We start from the raw sequence: 18,777 nt of genomic DNA, 5'->3' as shown, positions 1-18,777 counted from the left end.
GCATCATGCCAAGTCGGGGCCTGGGGCATCGGCCCCGGCCTGCCCCCGGCGGCGGCCGGGCGCGCCGCCCAGCGAGCCGAAGACCTGCCGCATGGCGGTCTCCTGCTCCATCACCCTCGCGAGCCGGCGCACGCCTTCCCGGATCCGCTCAGGCGGCGGGAAGGAGAAGTTGAGGCGCATGTTGCCGGTGCCGGTGCCGTCGGCGTAGAAGCCCGTGCCCGGCACGTACGCCACCCGGGCGGCGATGGCCCGCGGCATCATCGCCTTGGAGTCCAACCCCTCCGGGAGCGTTGCCCACACGAAGAGACCGCCCTGCGGCTGGGTCCACGTGGTGCCGGCCGGCATGTAGTCGGTGAGCGCGGCGAGTAGCGCGTCGCGGCGCTCCCGGTAGACCTCGCGGTAGATCTTGAGCTGCTCGCGCCACGGCATCGTCGACAGGTATGTGGTGACGGCGGCCTGGGCGTACGCGCTGGGGCAGAGAATCTGCGCCTCGCTCGCGATGACCAGCTTTTCCCGCACCGCGTGCGGCGCCAGGATCCAACCGACCCGCAGGCCGGGCGCGAACGTCTTGGAAAACGTGCTGAGGTAGAACACGCCGTCGCGGCGGCGGGAGCGCAACGGCGCAGGCGCCTCACCGTCGAAGCTCAGCTGCCCGTACGGGTCGTCTTCGACGACGAGGAGACCGGCGCGCTCGCAGATGTCGAGCACCCGCTCGCGCCGCTCTTCGGTCAGCGTGACGCCGGCCGGATTTTGGAACGTGGGGATCGTGTAGAGGAACTTGGCCCGCCTGCCGGACCGGGCGACCTCGGCGATGGCCTGCTCCAGCGCCTCGGGCACCAGGCCGTCGGCGTCCATTGGCACGTGCACCACCTGGGCCTGTGCGGCCTGGAAGACGCCGAGCGCACCGACGTAGGTGGGGCCTTCGGCGAGCACGACGTCACCGGGATCGAGGAACAGGCGCGCCACGAGGTCGAGGGCCTGCTGGCCACCGACGGTCACCACGACGTCGTCCGGGGAGGCGCCGCACCCGACGTCGATGCCGGAGAGCGCCATCACCTCGCAGATGCGCTCCCGCAGGTCGAGGGTGCCCTGCCCGATCCCGTACTGCAGCGTGGTGGCGCCCTGCTCGGAAGCGAGCCGGCCGAGCATCTCACCCACGGCGTCGAGCGGAAGAGCTGCGATGTACGGCGCGCCGCCGGCGAGCGATACCACCTCTGGCCGGCTGGCCACGGCGAAGAGGGCTCGGATCTCCGATGCCGTCATGCCGCGAACCCGCCGGGCGTAGCGGTCGGTATAGTCGTCGAGCGTCGTGCCGGTCATGACATCACCTCGCCTCAGAGGGGTGAACGTGCCGGCGGCGGTGGCGGCACAGCACTAGTCGGTCGATCCTAGTCTCTTGCCCCAACCGACGCCCTCTATTACTTCGACGGCGTCCGAATGGCCGACCCAGAAGTGACCATCTTGCCCGACCTCTCCCCTGACGCGTACTTCCCGCGTACGATGCCTCGTTGGGGGCAGGTCCGCATCGCCCAGCCGGGGACGGCGGAGATCCAGGGGCGCGTGGCTGCGTTTTCAAGGGCTTACATAACGAGGCTCACATGAGGATTCGCTGATGTCGCGACGCCTGGTCAGCTTGACGCTGGACACGCTGGAAGATCTTCCACGCCCTTGCCGGCGCTGCGTCTTCTGGGAGCTCGATCCCGTGGCCGCCGAAAGAGCGTGCGCCGCCGGCGACCCCGGCCTCGAAAAGGAGGCGTGGGTCTCCCAGACTCTCCTGGAGTGGGGCTCCTGCGGGAAGCTCGCGTACGTCGACGGCATGCCCGCCGGCTTCGTGATGTACGCGCCGCCCGCCTACGTTCCCCGCTCGATGGCGTTTCCGACCTCTCCGGTGTCCGCCGACGCCGCCCTGCTGATGACCGCGCACGTGGTCACCGCGTTCGCCGGTGGTGGGCTTGGCCGGATGCTGGTCCAGGGGGTCGCGCGCGACCTGACGAAGCGCGGCATCAAGGCCATCGAGGCGTTCGGTGACGCGAAGTTCGGCGACGTGGGCGACGACGGCGAGCCGGGCTGCCTGGCGCCGGCCGACTTCTTCCTCTCGGTGGGCTTCAAGACGGTGCGGCAGCACCCGCGCTTCCCGCGGCTGCGGCTGGAGCTGCGTACCGCGCTGTCGTGGAAGTCCGACGTCGAGTACGCGCTGGAGAAGCTGCTCGGCTCAATGAGCCCGGAGAGCCTGCTACGCCCCGTGCGCCCGGCGACCCGCACGACGACGTCGTAGCAGCCCTAGGCGACGGCCGCCCGTAGCTCCCGGACGTCGAACGAGCCGGTGGGCACGTCCTGCTCGACCGGGAAGTACATCCGCTGTACAGCCGCCATGACGGCCTCGACCACGCGGTCGCGGAAGTGCGGGTCGATCAGGCGTTCCCGGTCGAGCGGTGACGTCAGGTATCCGACGTCGACCCGTACGGCCGGCATCCGGGTGAGCCGCAGCAGTTCCCACGTCTTGGCGTGGGTCTGGCAGTTCCGCAGGCCGGTGCGCGCGACGATCTCGCGCTGGACGAGGCCGGCGAGCCGCTCCCCCACGGTCGACGTGACGCCGTTGCCGGTGCCGTAGTGGAAGCTCGCCACGCCGTCCGCGTCCGTGTTGGCGTGGCCGTCGATGTGTAGCGAGATGAACAGGTCGCCACCGAGCTCGTTGGCGAGCTGGGCACGGGCGAGGTCGGTCAGCTCACCGGTGCCGACCGGTCCACGCGTGAGATGTACCCGCATGCCGGCGGCGGCGAGCCTGCCCTCAAGCCGGGCGGCCAGGTCGAAGGAGAGGTCGGCCTCGGTCCAGCGGAGCGGCCCGTCGGGCACGACGATGCCCGGGTCGTCCCCGCCGTGACCGGGATCGATGATAATGGTTTTCCCTATCAGGTTTGGCCCGTTGCGCCGGAACTCCTCGGCTTCCCGCAGCCACTGCGGCCGGCCGCCCACCACCTTGCGGCCGAGCCGGCGCAGCGCGTGCATCGTCTGCGGCCCGCAGGCGCCGTCCGGGTAGAGCCCGACCTCGCGCTGGAACTGGGCCACCATGCGTGCGGTGCGGGGGCCGTAGATGCCGTCGGCGCGCCCTACGTCGTATCCCATCTCCAGGAGGCGCTCCTGGAGGGCGTGGACGTCTTCGCCGACGAGCGGCTCTGGGATCGCGTGGAACAGCGCACGGGCACCGAGTCGCCACTGGGCCGCCTCTAGCGCCCGCCACGTCTCCGCGCCGACCTGCCCGTCGACGGTTAGACCACGACCCTGCTGAAAGCTGCGCACGGCGTTCTCAGTGGCGTCGTCGTACTCGTCGTGGCCGGACGCGACGAGGTCGAGCCCTGCGAGGATCTGGTTGATCTCACGAACCGCCGGACCAATATCGCCGAGCCGGTATGGACGCACTAGGACCCCCTGGGGACACAACGCTGGGCGGCAACTCCTGAGCCGCAACATACCCACATGGTGCGACCCAGACAGCATTTCGGGCCGAGTTCCACGTGGAACTCGGCCCGAAACGAGCCTTTGACCTAGAGCGCAGACTCGATGAGACGCACCAGATCACCCTTGGGCCGCGCGCCAGCGACCGACTGCACCGGCTGCCCACCCTTGAAGATCGTCAGCGTAGGCACCGACATGACCCGGTAGGCCCTCGCCGTCTCCGGGTTTTCGTCGATGTTGAGCTTTACGATGTGGACCTTGTCCCCCATCTCACCGGCGATCTCTTCCAGCAGCGGCGAGACCTTGCGGCACGGGGCGCACCACTCGGCCCAGAAGTCCACCAGTACCGGCTTGTCGGACTGCAGCACGTCGCTCACGAAGCTCGCGTCGGTGACTGACTTGGTCGCTCCCACTTAGGACCCTCCTGGTGAACTCAGACTTCCAATGTTGCGATGAAACGCTCGGCGTCGAGCGCCGCGGCACAGCCGGTGCCCGCTGCGGTGATCGCCTGGCGGTAGATGTGGTCGACGACGTCGCCGGCCGCGAACACGCCGGGCACGTTGGTGTGGGTCGTTGGGGCGTCGACGATGACGTACCCGTTTTCGTCCATCTCGATCTGACCCTTGAAGAGTTCGCTGCGCGGCACATGGCCGATCGCGACGAAGACGCCCGTGACGTCGAGCACCTTGGCCTCGCCGGTGTGCGTGTTGCGCACCCGGACGCCACTGACCTTGCCATCGTCGCCGAGAACCTCTTCGACGACGGTGTTCCACTCCACCTTGATCTTCGGATTCGACAGCGCCCGGTCGGCCATGATCTTGCTGGCGCGGAACTGGTCGCGACGGTGGATGATCGTCACACTCTCCGCGAACCGGGTGAGGAACGTCGCCTCTTCCATCGCCGAGTCGCCGCCGCCGACCACCACGATGTGCTGGCCGCGGAAGAAGAACCCGTCACAGGTGGCGCACGACGAGACGCCGTGGCCCAGCAGCTCCTGCTCCCCCGGCACGCCCAGCGGGCGCCAGGCCGAACCGGTGGACAGGATGACGGCCTTGGCGCGGTACGCCGTCTCGCCCACGTACACCGCATGGGTGGCCGATGAACCCGGCACGCCGGTGTCGACCAGCTCGACTCGCGTGGCGTCGTCGGTGATGAACTCCGCACCGAACCGCTCGGCCTGCTTGCGCATCGCGTCCATCAGCTCCGGACCCATGATGCCGTCCGGGAAACCGGGGAAGTTTTCCACCTCAGTGGTCGTCATCAACGCACCACCGGACTGGACGCCTTCGATGATGAGCGGCTTCAGGTTGGCGCGCGCGGCGTACACAGCGGCGGTGTAGCCGGCCGGGCCCGAGCCGACGATTATCAGGTTGCGGACCTCGTCCACTTCCGAACTCCCATGGTTGGTGTGCACCGTTTGAGGGGTGCGCAAAGCAGAACCCATCGTACGAAGCGATGATTCCCCAACCCGCTACTGGAGTGGGTCAGTTCACCCTAGCGCCGCACTACCACGGGTGTCCGCGCCCGACCCCGGCTGTCCGCAGGCTGGTCCGGATGCCCATACCCAGCGTTCCCCGTTCCCGTCGGTGAAAAAGACGACGAGAGCGGGATTACCGTCGTACCGGGCGAAGTCCACCACCTGGATGGTCGTCGGTCCACGGTTGTGCTCCTGGGCGATCGAGTTCAGGCAGCTGCCCAGCACGCCCGGATTGGTCAGTCCGCGCAGATGGTCGGGGACGGAGATCCGGGCCTTGGAACCTTCCTGGCCCACGAGAGGCTGGTCACCGTTGGCGCGCGCGTCGGTAGCGGGCGCCCGCGCGCTGGACAGCGTCACGCTCCGGTAATCCTGGCCGGTCGCGATCATCTGCCCGGTGACGTCGAAGAGCGCCTGCGGCGCAGCGGCTCCCGCGGCCGCCTCGTCCTGCGCGGCCACCGGCGCGTTGGCACCGCTGCTGCCGGCGTCGTCGCTGTCTGAGAGGCCGCCGAGCTGGCTGAGACCGAAACCGGCGAAGACGGCGATGCCGGCGGCGATGGCCGCAGGCGTGCCCCACGCGGGCCAGCGCCTGCGGCGCGCCGCCTGGCTCGCGGTGCCGGCACGGCGGCCGCCGTGCATGGCTGTCAGGGTGGGCCGGAGTGGTTCGTCCGCCAGGGCGGCGCCGATGCGGTCGGCGATGTCGGCCGGCATGGGCTCCGTCGCCCCGCCCCACGCGGTGAGGTCGGTGTGCACCGCTGCGAGCGCCGCGGAAAGCTCGGCATGCGCCTGGGCCCAGGCCGGATCGTCGGCCACGAGGCGCGCGACGGCGTCCTTCTCGGGGGTACCATCCAGCGCCCCACCGACGTAGTCGGCGAGCAGGTCGATGTCGACCTTGCTGAACTCCCGCCCGGTCACTTCGACTCCTCCACCTTCGCGGCGCGCGCGTCTGCCTTACTCGATCCGACGCGGCTGCTGGTCGCGGGGTTCCGCAGATGACCCAGCATCGTGGCGAGCCGAACCCTCCCACGCGCGCACCGGCTCTTGATCGTGCCCTCGGCGACGCCGAGCATGACCGCTGCCTCAGCCACCGGGTATCCCTGCACGTCGACCAGGATCAGGGCGCTGCGCTGCTCCTCGGGCAGCTGGCTGAGGGCCTGCCGCACGTCGAGGGCGGTGTCGTGGTCGGTCGCCGGGGCCGCGGGTTCGACGCCGCGGACGGATCGCTCGTCGTCGGGGCGGCCGCTGTCTGGCAGTGGCACGGTCGGGTGTGCCTGCCTGCGGCGGATGCGGTCGAGACAGGCGTTGACCACGATGCGGTGCAGCCAGGTGGTGACAGCGGAGTCGCCCCGGAACCGGTGCGCGGACCGGTGCGCGTTGAGCAGGGCGTCCTGGAGCGCGTCGGCGGCCTCTTCGCGGTCGGTGAGCGTGCGGATCGCCACCGCCCACAACCGGTCGCGGTGGCGGTGGAACAGCTCGCCGAAGGCGTGCCGGTCGCCATCGACGTGGGCACGCAGCAGCTCCGCGTCGCTGCGTGTGCTGTGGGTCACGGCTGCACCCTAGCTGAGGCCGGCCACCGCGATTTCCTGCACACCGACCTTGTACGGGTACTGGCCGTCCTGTGTTGCCGGCATCTCGGTGATGAAGAACAGCAGGTACTGGTATTTCCGGTCGGGGTCGAAACCGTTGAAGACCATCTTGGTGCCGTCGTGCTTCTCGAACTGCTCCTCACCGACCCGCTGGTACGTCCTCACGATCGCGTCGTCGCCGGCGGAGGTGGCGCCCGGATCGCTGTCGCCGGAGCGCAGCTCGGCGGACGCACCGGGGTGCGAGAGCGTCACCGTCACCGAGCTGACGGCGCGCGGCTGCCCGAGGTTGACGAGGACGCCCATGCCCGGCTTGAGGTTGCCGAAGTCGGCGCTCTTGTAGCTGAACGGCTCCCAGCCGGTGTTGTCGTCGCCGTCGACCACCTTGTCGACGCCTTCGAGACCCTGCCGGTTGCCCGTCGGGGGGTCGACGATGCGCACCTGGTCAGCGGTGAGGGGGAAGGGTTGCGGCTTGGCGACGGGCACGTTGCTTCCCGGCGCCGGCGACACGCTCGTGCCATTGCCAGCGGGCGCGGCGCCAGCACCGGGGTCGTCGCCACTGAGCGCGTTGATGCCGAACAGGAGCCCCACGACCGCGATCGCGAGCAGCCCGGCGACGCCAGCGGCGATCTTCCGCCCGGCCGGGCGGGTCGTCTCGGATGCGCTGCGCTCGACGGCGGCGCCCTGACCGCTGCTGCCCGAGCCGAGCAGGCGCAGCGGCCCGGCGTCTTCGTAATAGGAGTCGTCGGCGGCGGTGTCGAGGCGCCCGAGCTCGGCGGCCAGCACGTCTGCGGCGGGCAGCGCGAGCCGCTTGTCGAGCAGGTCCATGGTGAGGTCGTCGAGGTACGCCGGCACGCCGGCCCGGGCCTGGCGAGGTGCGGCGATCGCGCCGCTGCCGTCGCGCACCGCGTCGGGCAGGTTGGACGTGCCCACCTCGTCGTGCGGCCAGTGACCCGTGAGTGCGAAGTAGAGGATGCCGCCGATCGCCCGGATGTCGGTCTCGGGGGTGTCCGCACTGTCGGCACGAGCGTCGGCGAGCACCACGCGGCCGTCGTCGCCGATGAGGACCGAGCCCGGGTGAATGTTGCCGTGCACCATGCCGGTGGCGTGGATCGCGGTGACCGCGTCGGCGATCGCGTGGGCCACGGTGGTGGTGCGCGCCGCGTCGAGCGGGCCGTCGGCGGCCACGTCGCGCAGGGCCTCGCCGTCGACCCACTCCCGGACGACGTACGCCCGGTCGCTTTCGTCGATGGCGTCGTAGACACCCACCAGGCTCGGGTGGATCACGCGGCTGGCCGCGACGGCCGCCTGGAGCATCTCAGCCGCCGAGTCGCCGCCGGGGTACCGCAGCACCACCGCGACCGGCCGCCGCAGGATGACGTCGACGCCCCGCCACACCTGTCGCCCGGCGCTGTCGTCATTGATGTGTTCAGCGAGCTCGTACCGCTCGGCCAGGATCTCACCGACGGAGGGCGCACCGAAGGTCATTACCTGAGGCGTGCTCTCGCTCGCCTCTTGACCTTCGCCGACCTGGGTCACCCCGTCCTCCCTCGGTGATCGTGCGATCAGCGGACCCGTAGTTACCGCGGTCTTGGCTGTGGTGCCGTGGCCGCTGTCGGCCGCGGGTGTCATTTCATAGCGTAGGCGGTACCCACACCCGCCGGGAGCGACCTTACCCGTGTGGCGCTAACTCCGGACACGCCATCCTCACGCACCGACAGCGGTGTACGCCCTATTAGTAGGGATAAACCTGTTAGGTACCCTTTTGCGCATGGCTAATCTCGCGGCCGAGGTGCGCGCCGGTTACGCGTTCGACGGCGCGTCGCTCGATCTCGGCGCACTCGTGGTTGACGGCGAGTGCGACGCGACCGCGCAGGTGCGCATCCCGCTCGGCACGCTCAACCGGCACGGCCTGGTCGCCGGCGCCACCGGCACGGGCAAGACCTCGGGCATGTCGGCGCCCGGTGCCGCCAACGAGAAGATCAGTGCGCGGGCTACCGAGATCGGGCAGGACTGGCAGCCGGCCGCGCGGGTGTGGTGACACAGCCCGCGTTGTTCTCCTCCTTTCTTATGTGGTTGCTCGCCGACCTGTTCCAGGACCTGCCCGAGGTCGGCGAGCTCGACAAGCCGAAGCTGGTGTTCTTCTTCGACGAGGCGCATCTGCTCTTCAAGGACGCGTCCAAGGAGTTCCTGGAGTCGATTACGCAGACGGTCCGGCTGATCCGGTCGAAGGGCGTGGGCGTCTTCTTCGTGACCCAGACGCCGAAGGACGTGCACTCCGATGTGCTCGCCCAGCTCGGCAACCGGGTGCAGCACGCACTGCGGCCGTACACGCCGGACGACGCGAAGGCGCTCAAGGCGACCGCCTCGACGTTTCCGAACTCGGCGTACGTCCTGGAGGAGGCGCTCATCCAGCTCGGCGCCGGGGAGGCGATGGTCACGGTGCTCTCCGAGCACGGCGCGCCCACGCCGGTCGCCTGGACGCGGCTGCGCGCACCGCAGTCGCTCATGGCAGCGGCGGACACCGCCGCGATGGAGTCGATCGTGCGGGCGTCGTCGCTGCACGCGAGGTATGCCGAGCCGGTCGACCGGGAGTCCGCGTACGAAAAGCTGACCGAGAAGCTGACCGAGAAGCTGAATCCACAGGCTCCTGTGGAAAAGTCGAAACCCGGGGCTGGTTACCCACAGCAGGAGCCCGGAATGGTGGAGAAGGTGCTCACGTCGAGCGCCGCGAAGTCGTTCTTCCGGGCCGCGGCCACCGCCACGGGCGGGGCCATCGCACGCCAGACTTTGGTACCGCCAGGAAGCGGCGCCGCTAATCCCGAGCTCGCTGGCCACCGAAGTGGTCGCCGCATTGCATTATCCCGCAACAAATTCGGGACATTTGCCGCGCCATAAGATGGTTGGTTGTGGCCGTGAGGGCTATTTAGCTATACCTTTCTCGGCCAGTGCGGCCGGCTAAATTTGGCGTGCATGTGTTGACTGGAATGAGGTTGTAATGGCAGGTCGGGTCCCGTAAGGATTCGTCACGCCTCTCCCCGTCACGCGCATCCGGCGACCTTAGCAGCAAGAGTTATCGACCTAATGGTGGAAATGAAGGGTGACTTCCATGGTAGGAATGCGGCGATGGGTCGTAGCGCTGACAAGTGCTGCGATCCTCACGTCGGGCAGTCTCGTTGCGGCTTCCCCGGCCTCGGCCGACCCAGTTGGGCCGGAAATTTCGTACAAGTACTCGGTCAGTGTCCTGTCTACATCGACGGGTTACAGAGGCAGTCAACTGGCAACCTGCTCGGCGGGAACGGGCGGAACCTGCAGCTTCTCGTGGACGAAAACGGTCAGCCGCACCATTGAGCTCAGCCTTGGCGCGTCGCGTTCTTTTGTCGCCGGTCAACTCAGCTGGAGTTCCGGTTCGTCGGTGTCCGTTACGGCAGCCTGCACCTCACCGAAGTTCACCTCCAACAACCAGATTTACCGCGCTTACGCGCAGGGGACGAGGAAGACGTACAAGATCACCCGTAAGACCTACATGGGCAAGATTAATCCCAAATTGATCGCCACTGAGACGTCCGGCACGCGGGTGGCTTTCAACCCCACTGGCGTCGCCTGTGCCATGGGCACGAAGTAGGCGCCGTCGAGCTCCTGTGGTCAAGGCGTCCCGGAAGGGACGCCTTGACGGGAGCGCGTCGCGGCGCCGGCCATGCAATGCTGAGTCCTGCTAACGGCCAATCTTGCGGCGGACCATGCCGAGCACCTCGGTGATCTCGGAGACCTTCAGCCCGAGGGCGATGCCGATGTAGGTGCCGCCGATCGCCAGGCCGCCGATCACGAGCTGGAGAATCGCCTCAGGCCGCTTCGGCGTCCAGTCGCCGGGCAGCAGGTACACGACGACGATGCCCACGACCGTCGCGCCGACGGCGGCGATGCCGACCTTGACGAAGTTCGCCAGGATGGGGCCGAACGGGATCGCGCCGATCCGTCGCTGCAGAAGCATCGCGGAGATCAGCGCGGCGGCCACGTAAGACACCGCGTTGGCGAACATTAGCCCGGGGGCCGCGAACGCCGCCGAGAACAGCGCGAAGATGACGATCTGCACGAGGATGCGCAGGCCCACCACTGGGAGGTTGACCAGCGCCGACGTCTTCGTCTCCTGCCGGGCGTAGAAGCCAACCGTGTAGAGCTGGCTGATCGAGAACGGCACCAGCGCCACAGCTGCGACGACCAGTACCAGGGCGGTGTCGGTGGCGTTCTGCGCGCTGTACGCGCCGCGTTGGAACAGCGTGATGGAGATGGGCGCCGCGAGCACCGCGTAGCAGATCGCCACCGGCGTGAGCACCGCCGTGATCATGCGGGTGCCGCGGGCGAGGTCGGCGGCCAGGTCGGCGCTGCGGTTGTCGGCCGACGCGGCGCTCATCCGCGGAGCGAGTGCGGTGATGATGGAGACCGAGATGATGCCGTGCGCCATCATCATCAGCAGGAAGACGTTGTTGTAGATCATCGGGCCGGCCGCGTCTTCGCCACTGGCCGCGTTCAGCAGTTTGAACGCGACGACCTGGCCGATCTGAGTGGCCACCACGTAGCAGAGCGCCCAGCCGCCGAGCCGGCCTAGCTCGCGCAGGCCCAGCTCGCGGAAGTCGAACCGCCAGCGCCACTTGAAGCCGACCTTGCGCAGCGCCGGGAACAGGCCCGCGCTCTGGACCACCACGCCGAGCAGCGTGCCGCCGCCGATGACCGCGATCTGGCCCGGCGTCATCTGTCCCGGCCGGATGGCCTCCGTGCCGTAAATGATCATGTAGAGCGCCCCGGTGGCGATCACCACAAGGTTGTTGAGGATCGGCGTGAACATCGGGGTGGCGAAGTGTCCCCGGGTGTTCAGCACCGCGCTTAGGACGCCGGAGATGCCGATGAAGAAGATCATCGGCAACATCAGGTAGGACATCTGGGTGACCAGGTCCTGAAACTCCGGGCCCTGCTTGTCGCTGGCGTACACGGCGGTCAGCAGCGACGCGCTCAGCGTGGCCAGAAGCGCCGCTGCGCCGAGTGCCACCACTGCCAGCGTCAGCAGGCGCTGGGTGTACGCCTCGCCACGGTCGGCGTCGGCCTTGCGCCGGCGCACGAGCATCGGGATCACGACGCTGGCGAGAATGCCGCCCAGCAGCAGCTCGTAGATCACGCTCGGCACGACCTGCGCGGTCGTGTACGCGTCGCCGATCGCGCCACCGCCGAGGGCCGCCGCGAGCACGAGTGTGCGCAGGAATCCGGTGCCCCGGCTGACCAGGCTGCCGATCGCCATGATCGCGCTGTTGCTGGCGGCGCTGGCCTCGCCCGGCGGCGCCTCCCCGCCGGCGCCCACCGGTGGCGGCGCACCGGCCGTCGAGATCAGCACGGCGCCGTTCGCCTCGGAGGGGTCGAGGTGCCCGGCGTTGGCACTCCTGTACAGACCGCCGCTCATCTCACCCCAATGCCCTCGCTACCGCCGCCCCAAGGGTACGGGCATGGCGCCGCCCAGCACTTCGACGACCCACGCCGCCTCGGCGGGCACGACCGGCGGCGTGAGCGCGTCGATGACCGTGGGATGGTCGCAGCCGGCGGCGTCGAGGGCGGTCACCAGCGCCGATACGTCCGACGCCCGCGCCGCGGCGGCCACCTGGTCCGTGTACCAGGGCTCGACGCGCAGCCGGGAGATCCGCCGCTCGGCCAGCCGCACCAGCTCGGCCAGATCGTCGAACGGGAATTGCTCGTTGTCGGTCACCCGGAGCGTGCGCAGGTCCCGCTGGGCCACCGCCAGGTAGTTGCCCACCTGCTCCTCGCTCAGCACGGGCCAGGGCTCCCCCGCGTCCGGGAAGAGCGGCTCCTGCTCCAGCGGCGGTGCCGGTACCCGCAAAGACCGAAGCGCGGTGCCCAGCAGCGCGCGGACCGCGCCGGCGTCGTCTTCGGGGGTGATCGGCGCGAACCGCGACAGCAGCACCACCGGCAGTCCCGGATGCGGCAGCGACGGGTCGTCCAGGGCGGTGACCCGCCCGATCAGGTCGACCTCCGGCCAGCGCAGGCAGTGCGGATGCCAATCCGACGGGTCGTCCCAGCCGAGCTGGATCGGCTCGATCGTGATCGGGGTGCGCAGGCCGAGACCGAACGTGCCGTAGTGACGGTCGACGTCGAGCACCAGACCGAAGCCGTGCGAGACCGGAAACGTGACGCGCAACTCGACCGGGTCCGGCTCGTCCGGATGGCTGCCGTTGAACCATTCCGCCCAGAAGGCGGGGTCGTTGCTGAGGGTCCGCAGGACCTCGGGTACCGGCACGAGGCACCATCCTGCCCCACCGATAGGCTGGCTGTCCCATGTCCGAGAGCCCGAACGCAGCCGCCACCGAGCGCCGCCACCTCACCGCCGCGCAGCGCAACGCCGTCGCCGAACTCCTGCGGGTCTCCCCCGTCGCTGACGAGCTGGGCCGCCGGTTCGCCAAAGCGGGACACGAGCTGCACCTGGTCGGTGGGTCGGTGCGCGACGCGCTACTCGGCCGGCTGGGTGACGACCTCGACTTCGCCACCGACGCGCGGCCCGATGACACGCTTCGCGTGCTCAAGGGCTGGGCCGAGGCCACCTGGGAGACAGGGCGTGACTTCGGCACGATCGGGGCGCAGCGCCACGGGATCCGGCTGGAGATCACCACGTTCCGGGCGGAGGCGTACGACGGGGTCACGCGCAACCCGGTCGTCCAGTACGGCGACAGCCTCCTCGACGACCTGCGGCGGCGCGACTTCACGGTCAACGCGATGGCGGTGAGCGTGCCCGACCACGTGTTCACCGATCCGTACGGCGGCCTGGACGACCTCGCCGCGCGACGCATCCGCACCCCCAGCACGCCGCAGGAGTCGTTCGGCGACGACCCTCTCCGGATGCTGCGGGCGGCCAGGTTCGTCGCGCAGCTCAGGTTCGCTGTCGACCCGGACGTGCGGGCCGCCATGGACGCGATGGCGACCGACCTCGACCGGATCACCGCCGAACGGATCCGCGACGAGTTCACCAAGCTGCTGTGCGGTGCCGATCCCGTCGCCGGCCTGCGGCTGCTCGTCGACACCGGGCTTGCCCAGCGCTTCCTGCCCGAGCTGCCCGCGCTCAAGCTCGCCATCGACGAGCACGCCCAGCACAAAGACGTGTACGAGCACACCCTCACCGTCGTCAGCAACGCGGTGCGGCTCGAAGGCGCCGAGGGGCCCGACTTCATCCTGCGGCTGGCGGCGCTGATGCATGACATCGGCAAGCCGGCCACCAAGGCGGTCGACCAGGCGGGCCGCGTCAGCTTCCACCACCACGAGGTGGTCGGCGCGCGCATGACCAAGCACCGCATGAAGGAGCTGCGGTATCCCAAGGACGTGACGTCCGAAGTGGTCAAGCTGGTCGCGCTGCACCTGCGCTTCTACGGGTACGGCCGGGGCGAGTGGACCGACTCGGCGGTGCGCCGTTATGTGGCCGACGCCGGGGACCTCCTTTCCCGGCTACACAAGCTCACCCGGTCCGACTGCACCACCCGCAACCGCCGCAAGGCCGCCCAGCTCGCCTCGGACTACGACGCGCTGGAAGAGCGGATCGACCGGATCGCCGCCGAGGAAGACCTCGCACGGGTCCGGCCCGACCTCGACGGCAACGCGATCATGGAGCTACTCGGCGTACCGCCCGGACCGATCGTCGGCCGGGCATGGCGGCACCTGAAGGAGCTTCGGCTGGAGCGCGGCCCGCTCGACCGCGACGAGGCAGAGGCTGAGCTGCGGCGATGGGCGCGAGACGAAGGTGTGATCTAGGCGGGGCCGCCACTATCGGGATTCCTCGGCTAACGTCGCAAGGCGAATCCACGAAGGGGAGGCAGGGATGCAGCCGTGTGCGGTCTGCGGCGGCGTGCTCGTCGACGCGGCCGGCTACTGCACCCAGTGCCGCACGTTCCGCGGCGTGCCGCAGCAACAGTCGTATACGCCGTACCCGACGAGCGTGCCGCCCGGCTACCCGCACCAGACCAGTGGCGGCGGCTACGGGGGCAGCTATCCCCCGCAGCGCGGCCGCTCCTTCCTCGTACCGCTGATCGCGCTCTCGGCGACCCTGTTCGTCCTCGTGGTCGCGATCGTCGTGGTCGCCGCGACCCGCGGCGACGGTGACGACGACCTCGACCCGATCGCCAACCCGACCACCGCCACCGCGACCGCGACCGCCCAGGCCAGCGCCTCCCCGGCGGCCTCCCCCAGCGGCGGGATCGACGATTGCGTGATCGGCACATGGCGGGTCACCTCACACCGCGAAGACGTCAACGTGCCCAACCAGGGCAAGGTCAGCTTCACCGGCGGCGAAGACGCGATGCTCCGGCTCAACGCGGACGGCACCGGCGAGACCGACTACCGGGGCGGCACGAAGTTCGAGGGCGACATGGACGGGCAGAAGGTGACGCTGGAGATCTCCGGCACCGTGACGTACCGGTACACCGCCGCGGACGGCAAGGTCGCCCTGAGCGACGTGGAGTCGAACGCCACTGGCAAGCTCTTCCTGGACGGTGAGCAGTACGGCGATCCGCTCCCCTTCGAGGGCAGCGAGGACCCGGTCTCCTACACCTGCTCCGCCGAGACCCTGACCCAGCAAACCTTCCTCTTCACCACCGAGTACACCCGCGTCAGCTGACGATGTCGTACCCCGGCGCGACAATGGTCGGGTGCACTGGTTGGTAGTCGATTCGCCGATCGACGAGCTGGGCGTCGCGATCGATGACGTCGGGGTCTGTGGGGTGCGGTTCGGTGGGGTCGACGCGCCTGCCACGACCGACGAACCGATGCTCAAGACCGCTGTCGAGGAGCTCGCGGCCTATTTCGCTGGCGAGCTGATGGAGTTCAGCGTGCCGCTGTCGGTGCGGCGAGGAAGTGAGTTCGAGCGCGCCGTCTGGCGCGAGATGTCGCGCATCCCGTACGGGGAGATGCGCACCTATGGCGAGATCGCAGCCGCGGTGGGTGATCCGGGTGGGGCGCGGGCGGTCGGCGTCGCCTGCAACCGCAACCCGATACCGGTGATCGTGCCCTGCCACCGCATCGTCGGGGCGGGCGGCAAACTCGTCGGTTTCGGCGGCGGGCTGCACCGCAAGCGATACCTGCTGGAGCTCGAGGCCCGGGTGGCGCTGGAGCGTGCCTGGCAATAAGTAAGGCCGGGCGCGCGCCCGGCCTTACTTATACGTCGCCGCTGGTCAGCGCTCGATCTCGCCCTTGATGAAGGCCTCCACCGCGGCGTGCGCCTCGTGGTCGGCGTACTGCACGGGGGGCGACTTCATGAAGTAAGAGGACGCGGAGAGCACCGGGCCGCCGATACCCCGATCCTTCGCGATCTTCGCCGCGCGAACCGCGTCGATGATGACGCCGGCCGAGTTGGGCGAGTCCCACACCTCGAGCTTCAGCTCGGCGTTGAGCGGCGTGTCGCCGAACGACCTGCCCTCCAGCCGGATGTAGGCCCACTTGCGGTCGTCGAGCCACGGCACGTGGTCGGACGGGCCGATGTGGACGTCGGACTTGGCCATCTCGTGCGGCACCTGGGACGTCACCGACTGGGTCTTGGAGATCTTCTTGGAGACCAGCCGGGTGCGCTCCAGCATGTTCATGAAGTCCATGTTGCCGCCGAAGTTGAGCTGGTAGGTGCGCAGCAGCTCGACACCGCGGTCTTCGAAGAGCTTCGCCAGCGCGCGGTGCACGATGGTCGCGCCCACCTGGCTCTTGATGTCGTCGCCGACGATTGGCAGCCCGGCGTCTTCGAACTTCTTCGCCCAGACCGGGTCGGAGGCGATGAAGACCGGCAGCGCGTTGACGAAGGCGCAGCCCGCGTCGATGGCGGCCTGGGCGTAGAACTTGTCGGCCTCTTCGGAACCGACCGGCAGGTATGACACGACGACGTCGACCCGGGCGTCCCGCAGCGCCTGCGCGACGTCGACTGGCGCCTCGTCGGACTCGTCGACGATTTCGCGGTAGTACTGGCCCAGACCGTCGAACGTCGGGCCGCGCTGCACCTGTACCCCTGTCGGCGGCACGTCGCACAGCTTGATCGTGTTGTTCTCGCTGGCGATGATCGCCTCTGAGAGGTCTCGGCCCACCTTCTTGGCGTCCACGTCGAACGCCGCGACGAACTCCACGTCGGACACGTGGTAGTCGCCGAAGGTGACGTGCATGAGACCCGGAACGCGGTCGTTGGGGTCGGCGTCGCGGTAGTACTCCACGCCCTGGATCAGGGACGAGGCGCAGTTACCCACGCCGACGATGGCCACGCGGACGGAGCCCATCGCGGTTGCCTCCTTCTTGTTCATCACGGCCGCTCCGGCAATTCCCTGGCAGACCCAGGCGGAGGCGGGTTGTCATCGACTTGTGGACCCCCGATGTCGGGAGCCCGGCCGGAGCGCTCGTTGGCGATGAGCTCCTCCAGCCAGCGGACCTCGCGCTCGCAGGCGTCGAGACCATGGCGCTGCAGTTCAAGCGTGTAGGCGTCGAGGCGCTCGGCGGCGCGCGCGAGCACGTCGCGCAGGCCCTCCCGGCGCTCCTCCACCTTCCGGCGGCGACCTTCCAGGATGCGCAGCCGGGTGGCACGATCGGTGCGGGCGAAGAAGGCGAAGTGGACGCCGAACCCGGTGTCGTCGTACGTCTCTGGCCCCACCTGGGCGAGCAGATCGGCGAACCGCTCCTTGCCCTCTGCGGTGATCTTGTAGACGACCCGTCCCCGCCGGGTCGTGAGTGGCGGGATCTCCTCCGCGTCGGCGGACGTCTCGCCCGCTTCGGTGATCCAGCCATCGCTTTGCAGCCTGCGCAGCGTCGGGTACAGCGTGCCGTAGCTGATCGCTGCCCGGATCGCCCCAAGTTTGGTGTTGAGCTCCTTGCGGAGCTCGTACCCGTGCATGGGTGACTCCTGGAGGAGGCCGAGGATGGCGAGCTCGAGCACTGTCACCACCACCTCCAGCCCCCGATGTATCGGCCCGATACATCGTCACGTTAGCTCGACTCGGCATGACTTTCAAACCCCGAAACGGATCGAGTTCGTTACGGACAGTGACGCCTGTCGCCACTCGGGACGGAACCGCGTACCCTCGTGCGCATGCGCACGCAGCGGCAGGTCGTCGACTACTCGCTTCAGAAGCGAGCGCTGCTGCGTGAAGTCCTGTCGGGCCGGGTTGGGACGTATGAGATTTGTGATGCGTCGCCATACCTGAAGAACGCAGCTCGCTTCCATGGTGAGCCGATCGACAGGCGGTGTCCGATCTGCCGACGCGAGAACCTCACGCTGGTTCATTACATCTACGGCGATGAGCTGAAGCAGTCGGCCGGCCAGGCGCGCACGCTCACCGAGCTGCCCGTGCTGGCGATGACGTTCCGTGAGTTCCAGGTCTACGTGGTCGAGGTGTGCCGCGGCTGCGACTGGAACCACCTGGTCGAGCAGTTCCTTCTCGGCCGTGACGGCCTGTCCAGCGACGACTCCACCCCCGAGTCCGTCGCGGCGGGCGTGTCCGCCTCCGCCACGCCGGTCGGCTCCATGGCCGGCTCCGGCGCGTCGACCGGTACCCCCTCGGGCTCCGGCGTGCCGGCGTCCAAACGAAGGCGAGGGGCCCGACGGTGACCAGCGCTTGCCCAAGCGACAACTGGGTCTTCCCCAAGTGGCGGGGCGAGCGCTCACTCGTTAATCGGATAAGTCCGAATATTTCGGGTAACTGGCGGGCCGCCATGCCCGCCGCACAACGTGTCCTAACTCACCGCAAACCGGTGGCGTCGCAGCAGCGTGCCACCGCGACCGGCAGGGTGTGACGAATGAACTCGTACGACGACCCTAGTTCCGCGCGCGGTCGGGCCCAGATCCCGGGCCCGTCCGGCGACCACGGCTCCGACCGCGGGTCGGGTCCACGGGGGTCGGCAGGCGCCGCGGATGACGGCTGGCCGGCGAACGGCAACGGATACGGCCGGGCCAGCGCCTCGCCGTCTCCACGGCCCGTATCGCCAGCCGGCCGCGCGTCGGTCGGCTCCGCCTCCGTGGGTGCCGGCTCGGCCGGCTCGGCTGGCCGGGCGCGCGTCGGTGGTCGGGCGAGCGTCGGCGCGGCGGCGGGTACCGCGGGCGCTGCCGGGCGCGCCACGGTCGGGCGGGCGTCAGTGCGGCCGGTCTCGCCGGCTGCCCCCGAGTTCGGTGGTCCCGACTTCCTGGAGGGGCCAGGCGGTCCCGGTGGGCCCGGTGGGCCGACCGGTCCCGGACGGCGCGGCGGTAAGAGCGGCAAGGGTGGC

Annotated in this window: 19 protein-coding genes and 1 pseudogene; 9 read left to right on the top strand and 11 right to left on the bottom strand. The window is 69.2% G+C overall.

Annotated elements, in window-relative coordinates:
- Positions 1-3: 3 nt before the first annotated feature.
- On the bottom strand, positions 4-1,320 hold the full coding sequence (locus V6V89_RS08940; RefSeq protein WP_334618531.1) for an aminotransferase-like domain-containing protein: 1,317 nt from the start codon (positions 1,318-1,320) through the stop codon (positions 4-6).
- 292 nt (positions 1,321-1,612) lie between these two features.
- On the opposite strand from V6V89_RS08940, the gene V6V89_RS08935 reads away from it, so the two are divergent.
- On the top strand, positions 1,613-2,275 hold the full coding sequence (locus tag V6V89_RS08935; protein ID WP_334618530.1) for a GNAT family N-acetyltransferase: 663 nt from the start codon (positions 1,613-1,615) through the stop codon (positions 2,273-2,275).
- 5 nt (positions 2,276-2,280) lie between these two features.
- Here the strand turns inward: V6V89_RS08935 and V6V89_RS08930 are convergent, their stop codons facing one another.
- The 6 genes from V6V89_RS08930 to V6V89_RS08905 form a co-directional block, all read right to left on the bottom strand.
- Positions 2,281-3,417 (bottom strand): N-acetylmuramoyl-L-alanine amidase, encoded by a 1,137-nt coding sequence (locus V6V89_RS08930; protein WP_334618529.1) that lies wholly within the window; start codon positions 3,415-3,417, stop codon positions 2,281-2,283.
- A 125-nt stretch (positions 3,418-3,542) separates the two neighbouring features.
- Positions 3,543-3,866: a thioredoxin gene (gene trxA / locus V6V89_RS08925; RefSeq protein WP_334618528.1), complete on the bottom strand. Its 324-nt coding sequence runs from the start codon at positions 3,864-3,866 to the stop codon at positions 3,543-3,545.
- A gap of 20 nt (positions 3,867-3,886) precedes the next feature.
- The gene (trxB, locus tag V6V89_RS08920; protein ID WP_334618527.1) at positions 3,887-4,840 is read right to left on the bottom strand and encodes a thioredoxin-disulfide reductase; all 954 of its coding nucleotides are present in this window, start codon (positions 4,838-4,840) and stop codon (positions 3,887-3,889) included.
- A gap of 102 nt (positions 4,841-4,942) precedes the next feature.
- The gene (locus V6V89_RS08915) at positions 4,943-5,842 is read right to left on the bottom strand and encodes a hypothetical protein (protein ID WP_334618526.1); all 900 of its coding nucleotides are present in this window, start codon (positions 5,840-5,842) and stop codon (positions 4,943-4,945) included.
- Positions 5,839-6,474, bottom strand: coding sequence for an RNA polymerase sigma factor SigM (gene sigM / locus V6V89_RS08910; RefSeq protein ID WP_334618525.1), 636 nt, complete (start codon positions 6,472-6,474; stop codon positions 5,839-5,841). Before sigM ends, V6V89_RS08915 begins: the two co-directional genes overlap by 4 nt.
- Positions 6,475-6,483: 9 nt before the next feature.
- Positions 6,484-8,049 (bottom strand): protein kinase family protein, encoded by a 1,566-nt coding sequence (locus V6V89_RS08905; RefSeq protein WP_334618524.1) that lies wholly within the window; start codon positions 8,047-8,049, stop codon positions 6,484-6,486.
- Between the two features lie 232 nt (positions 8,050-8,281).
- On the opposite strand from V6V89_RS08905, the gene V6V89_RS08900 reads away from it, so the two are divergent.
- The 3 genes from V6V89_RS08900 to V6V89_RS08890 all read left to right on the top strand — a co-directional run bounded on the left by V6V89_RS08900 (position 8,282) and on the right by V6V89_RS08890 (position 10,135).
- Positions 8,282-8,551, top strand: coding sequence for a helicase HerA-like domain-containing protein (locus V6V89_RS08900; protein WP_334618523.1), 270 nt, complete (start codon positions 8,282-8,284; stop codon positions 8,549-8,551).
- A gap of 29 nt (positions 8,552-8,580) precedes the next feature.
- A complete protein-coding gene (locus tag V6V89_RS08895) occupies positions 8,581-9,408 on the top strand; it encodes a helicase HerA-like domain-containing protein (protein ID WP_334618522.1) in 828 nt (275 codons plus the stop codon).
- A gap of 211 nt (positions 9,409-9,619) precedes the next feature.
- Positions 9,620-10,135 carry a hypothetical protein gene (locus V6V89_RS08890; RefSeq protein WP_334618520.1) on the top strand — a complete coding sequence of 172 codons (516 nt, stop codon included), beginning with the start codon at positions 9,620-9,622 and terminating at the stop codon, positions 10,133-10,135.
- Between the two features lie 90 nt (positions 10,136-10,225).
- Here the strand turns inward: V6V89_RS08890 and murJ are convergent, their stop codons facing one another.
- The gene (gene murJ, locus V6V89_RS08885) at positions 10,226-11,959 is read right to left on the bottom strand and encodes a murein biosynthesis integral membrane protein MurJ (protein ID WP_334618519.1); all 1,734 of its coding nucleotides are present in this window, start codon (positions 11,957-11,959) and stop codon (positions 10,226-10,228) included.
- 18 nt (positions 11,960-11,977) lie between these two features.
- Entirely contained in the window at positions 11,978-12,808 is an 831-nt protein-coding gene (locus tag V6V89_RS08880; protein ID WP_334618518.1) for a hypothetical protein, read from the bottom strand.
- A 38-nt stretch (positions 12,809-12,846) separates the two neighbouring features.
- Between V6V89_RS08880 and V6V89_RS08875 the strand changes: the two genes are divergently transcribed.
- The 3 genes from V6V89_RS08875 to V6V89_RS08865 all read left to right on the top strand — a co-directional run bounded on the left by V6V89_RS08875 (position 12,847) and on the right by V6V89_RS08865 (position 15,677).
- Entirely contained in the window at positions 12,847-14,307 is a 1,461-nt protein-coding gene (locus V6V89_RS08875) for a CCA tRNA nucleotidyltransferase (RefSeq protein ID WP_334618517.1), read from the top strand.
- A gap of 67 nt (positions 14,308-14,374) precedes the next feature.
- Positions 14,375-15,169: a hypothetical protein gene (locus V6V89_RS08870; RefSeq protein ID WP_334618516.1), complete on the top strand. Its 795-nt coding sequence runs from the start codon at positions 14,375-14,377 to the stop codon at positions 15,167-15,169.
- Positions 15,170-15,200: 31 nt separating this feature from the next.
- Positions 15,201-15,677, top strand: coding sequence for a methylated-DNA--[protein]-cysteine S-methyltransferase (locus V6V89_RS08865; protein ID WP_334618515.1), 477 nt, complete (start codon positions 15,201-15,203; stop codon positions 15,675-15,677).
- A 45-nt stretch (positions 15,678-15,722) separates the two neighbouring features.
- Here V6V89_RS08865 and V6V89_RS08860 read toward each other — a convergent pair whose 3' ends face one another.
- Both V6V89_RS08860 and V6V89_RS08855 read right to left on the bottom strand, forming a co-directional pair.
- Positions 15,723-16,802, bottom strand: a complete 1,080-nt coding sequence (locus V6V89_RS08860) for an inositol-3-phosphate synthase (protein WP_334618514.1) — start codon at positions 16,800-16,802, stop codon at positions 15,723-15,725.
- A 23-nt stretch (positions 16,803-16,825) separates the two neighbouring features.
- A complete protein-coding gene (locus tag V6V89_RS08855) occupies positions 16,826-17,452 on the bottom strand; it encodes a PadR family transcriptional regulator (protein WP_334618649.1) in 627 nt (208 codons plus the stop codon).
- 153 nt (positions 17,453-17,605) lie between these two features.
- On the opposite strand from V6V89_RS08855, the gene V6V89_RS08850 reads away from it, so the two are divergent.
- Both V6V89_RS08850 and V6V89_RS08845 read left to right on the top strand, forming a co-directional pair.
- Positions 17,606-18,124 (top strand): DUF5318 domain-containing protein, encoded by a 519-nt coding sequence (locus V6V89_RS08850; RefSeq protein WP_334618513.1) that lies wholly within the window; start codon positions 17,606-17,608, stop codon positions 18,122-18,124.
- A 188-nt stretch (positions 18,125-18,312) separates the two neighbouring features.
- A pseudogene (locus V6V89_RS08845) lies at positions 18,313-18,777 on the top strand (transglycosylase domain-containing protein); the annotation flags it as partial.

It is taken from the genome of Micromonospora sp. CPCC 206061 (assembly GCF_036906915.1).
In the GTDB taxonomy this organism is placed as follows: Bacteria; Actinomycetota; Actinomycetes; order Mycobacteriales; family Micromonosporaceae; genus Phytohabitans.
The sequence above is the reverse complement of the archived record's forward strand: the minus strand, read 5'-3'. Positions and strand labels throughout refer to the sequence as shown.

Coding starts and splice junctions, on each gene's coding strand:
- V6V89_RS08940 (WP_334618531.1), bottom strand. CDS start 1,320: ATGACCGGCACGACGCTCGACGACTATACCGACCGCTACGCCCGGCGG.
- V6V89_RS08935 (WP_334618530.1), top strand. CDS start 1,613: ATGTCGCGACGCCTGGTCAGCTTGACGCTGGACACGCTGGAAGATCTT.
- V6V89_RS08900 (WP_334618523.1), top strand. CDS start 8,282: ATGGCTAATCTCGCGGCCGAGGTGCGCGCCGGTTACGCGTTCGACGGC.
- V6V89_RS08895 (WP_334618522.1), top strand. CDS start 8,581: ATGTGGTTGCTCGCCGACCTGTTCCAGGACCTGCCCGAGGTCGGCGAG.
- V6V89_RS08890 (WP_334618520.1), top strand. CDS start 9,620: ATGGTAGGAATGCGGCGATGGGTCGTAGCGCTGACAAGTGCTGCGATC.
- murJ (WP_334618519.1), bottom strand. CDS start 11,959: ATGAGCGGCGGTCTGTACAGGAGTGCCAACGCCGGGCACCTCGACCCC.
- V6V89_RS08875 (WP_334618517.1), top strand. CDS start 12,847: ATGTCCGAGAGCCCGAACGCAGCCGCCACCGAGCGCCGCCACCTCACC.
- V6V89_RS08870 (WP_334618516.1), top strand. CDS start 14,375: ATGCAGCCGTGTGCGGTCTGCGGCGGCGTGCTCGTCGACGCGGCCGGC.
- V6V89_RS08860 (WP_334618514.1), bottom strand. CDS start 16,802: ATGGGCTCCGTCCGCGTGGCCATCGTCGGCGTGGGTAACTGCGCCTCG.
- V6V89_RS08850 (WP_334618513.1), top strand. CDS start 17,606: ATGCGCACGCAGCGGCAGGTCGTCGACTACTCGCTTCAGAAGCGAGCG.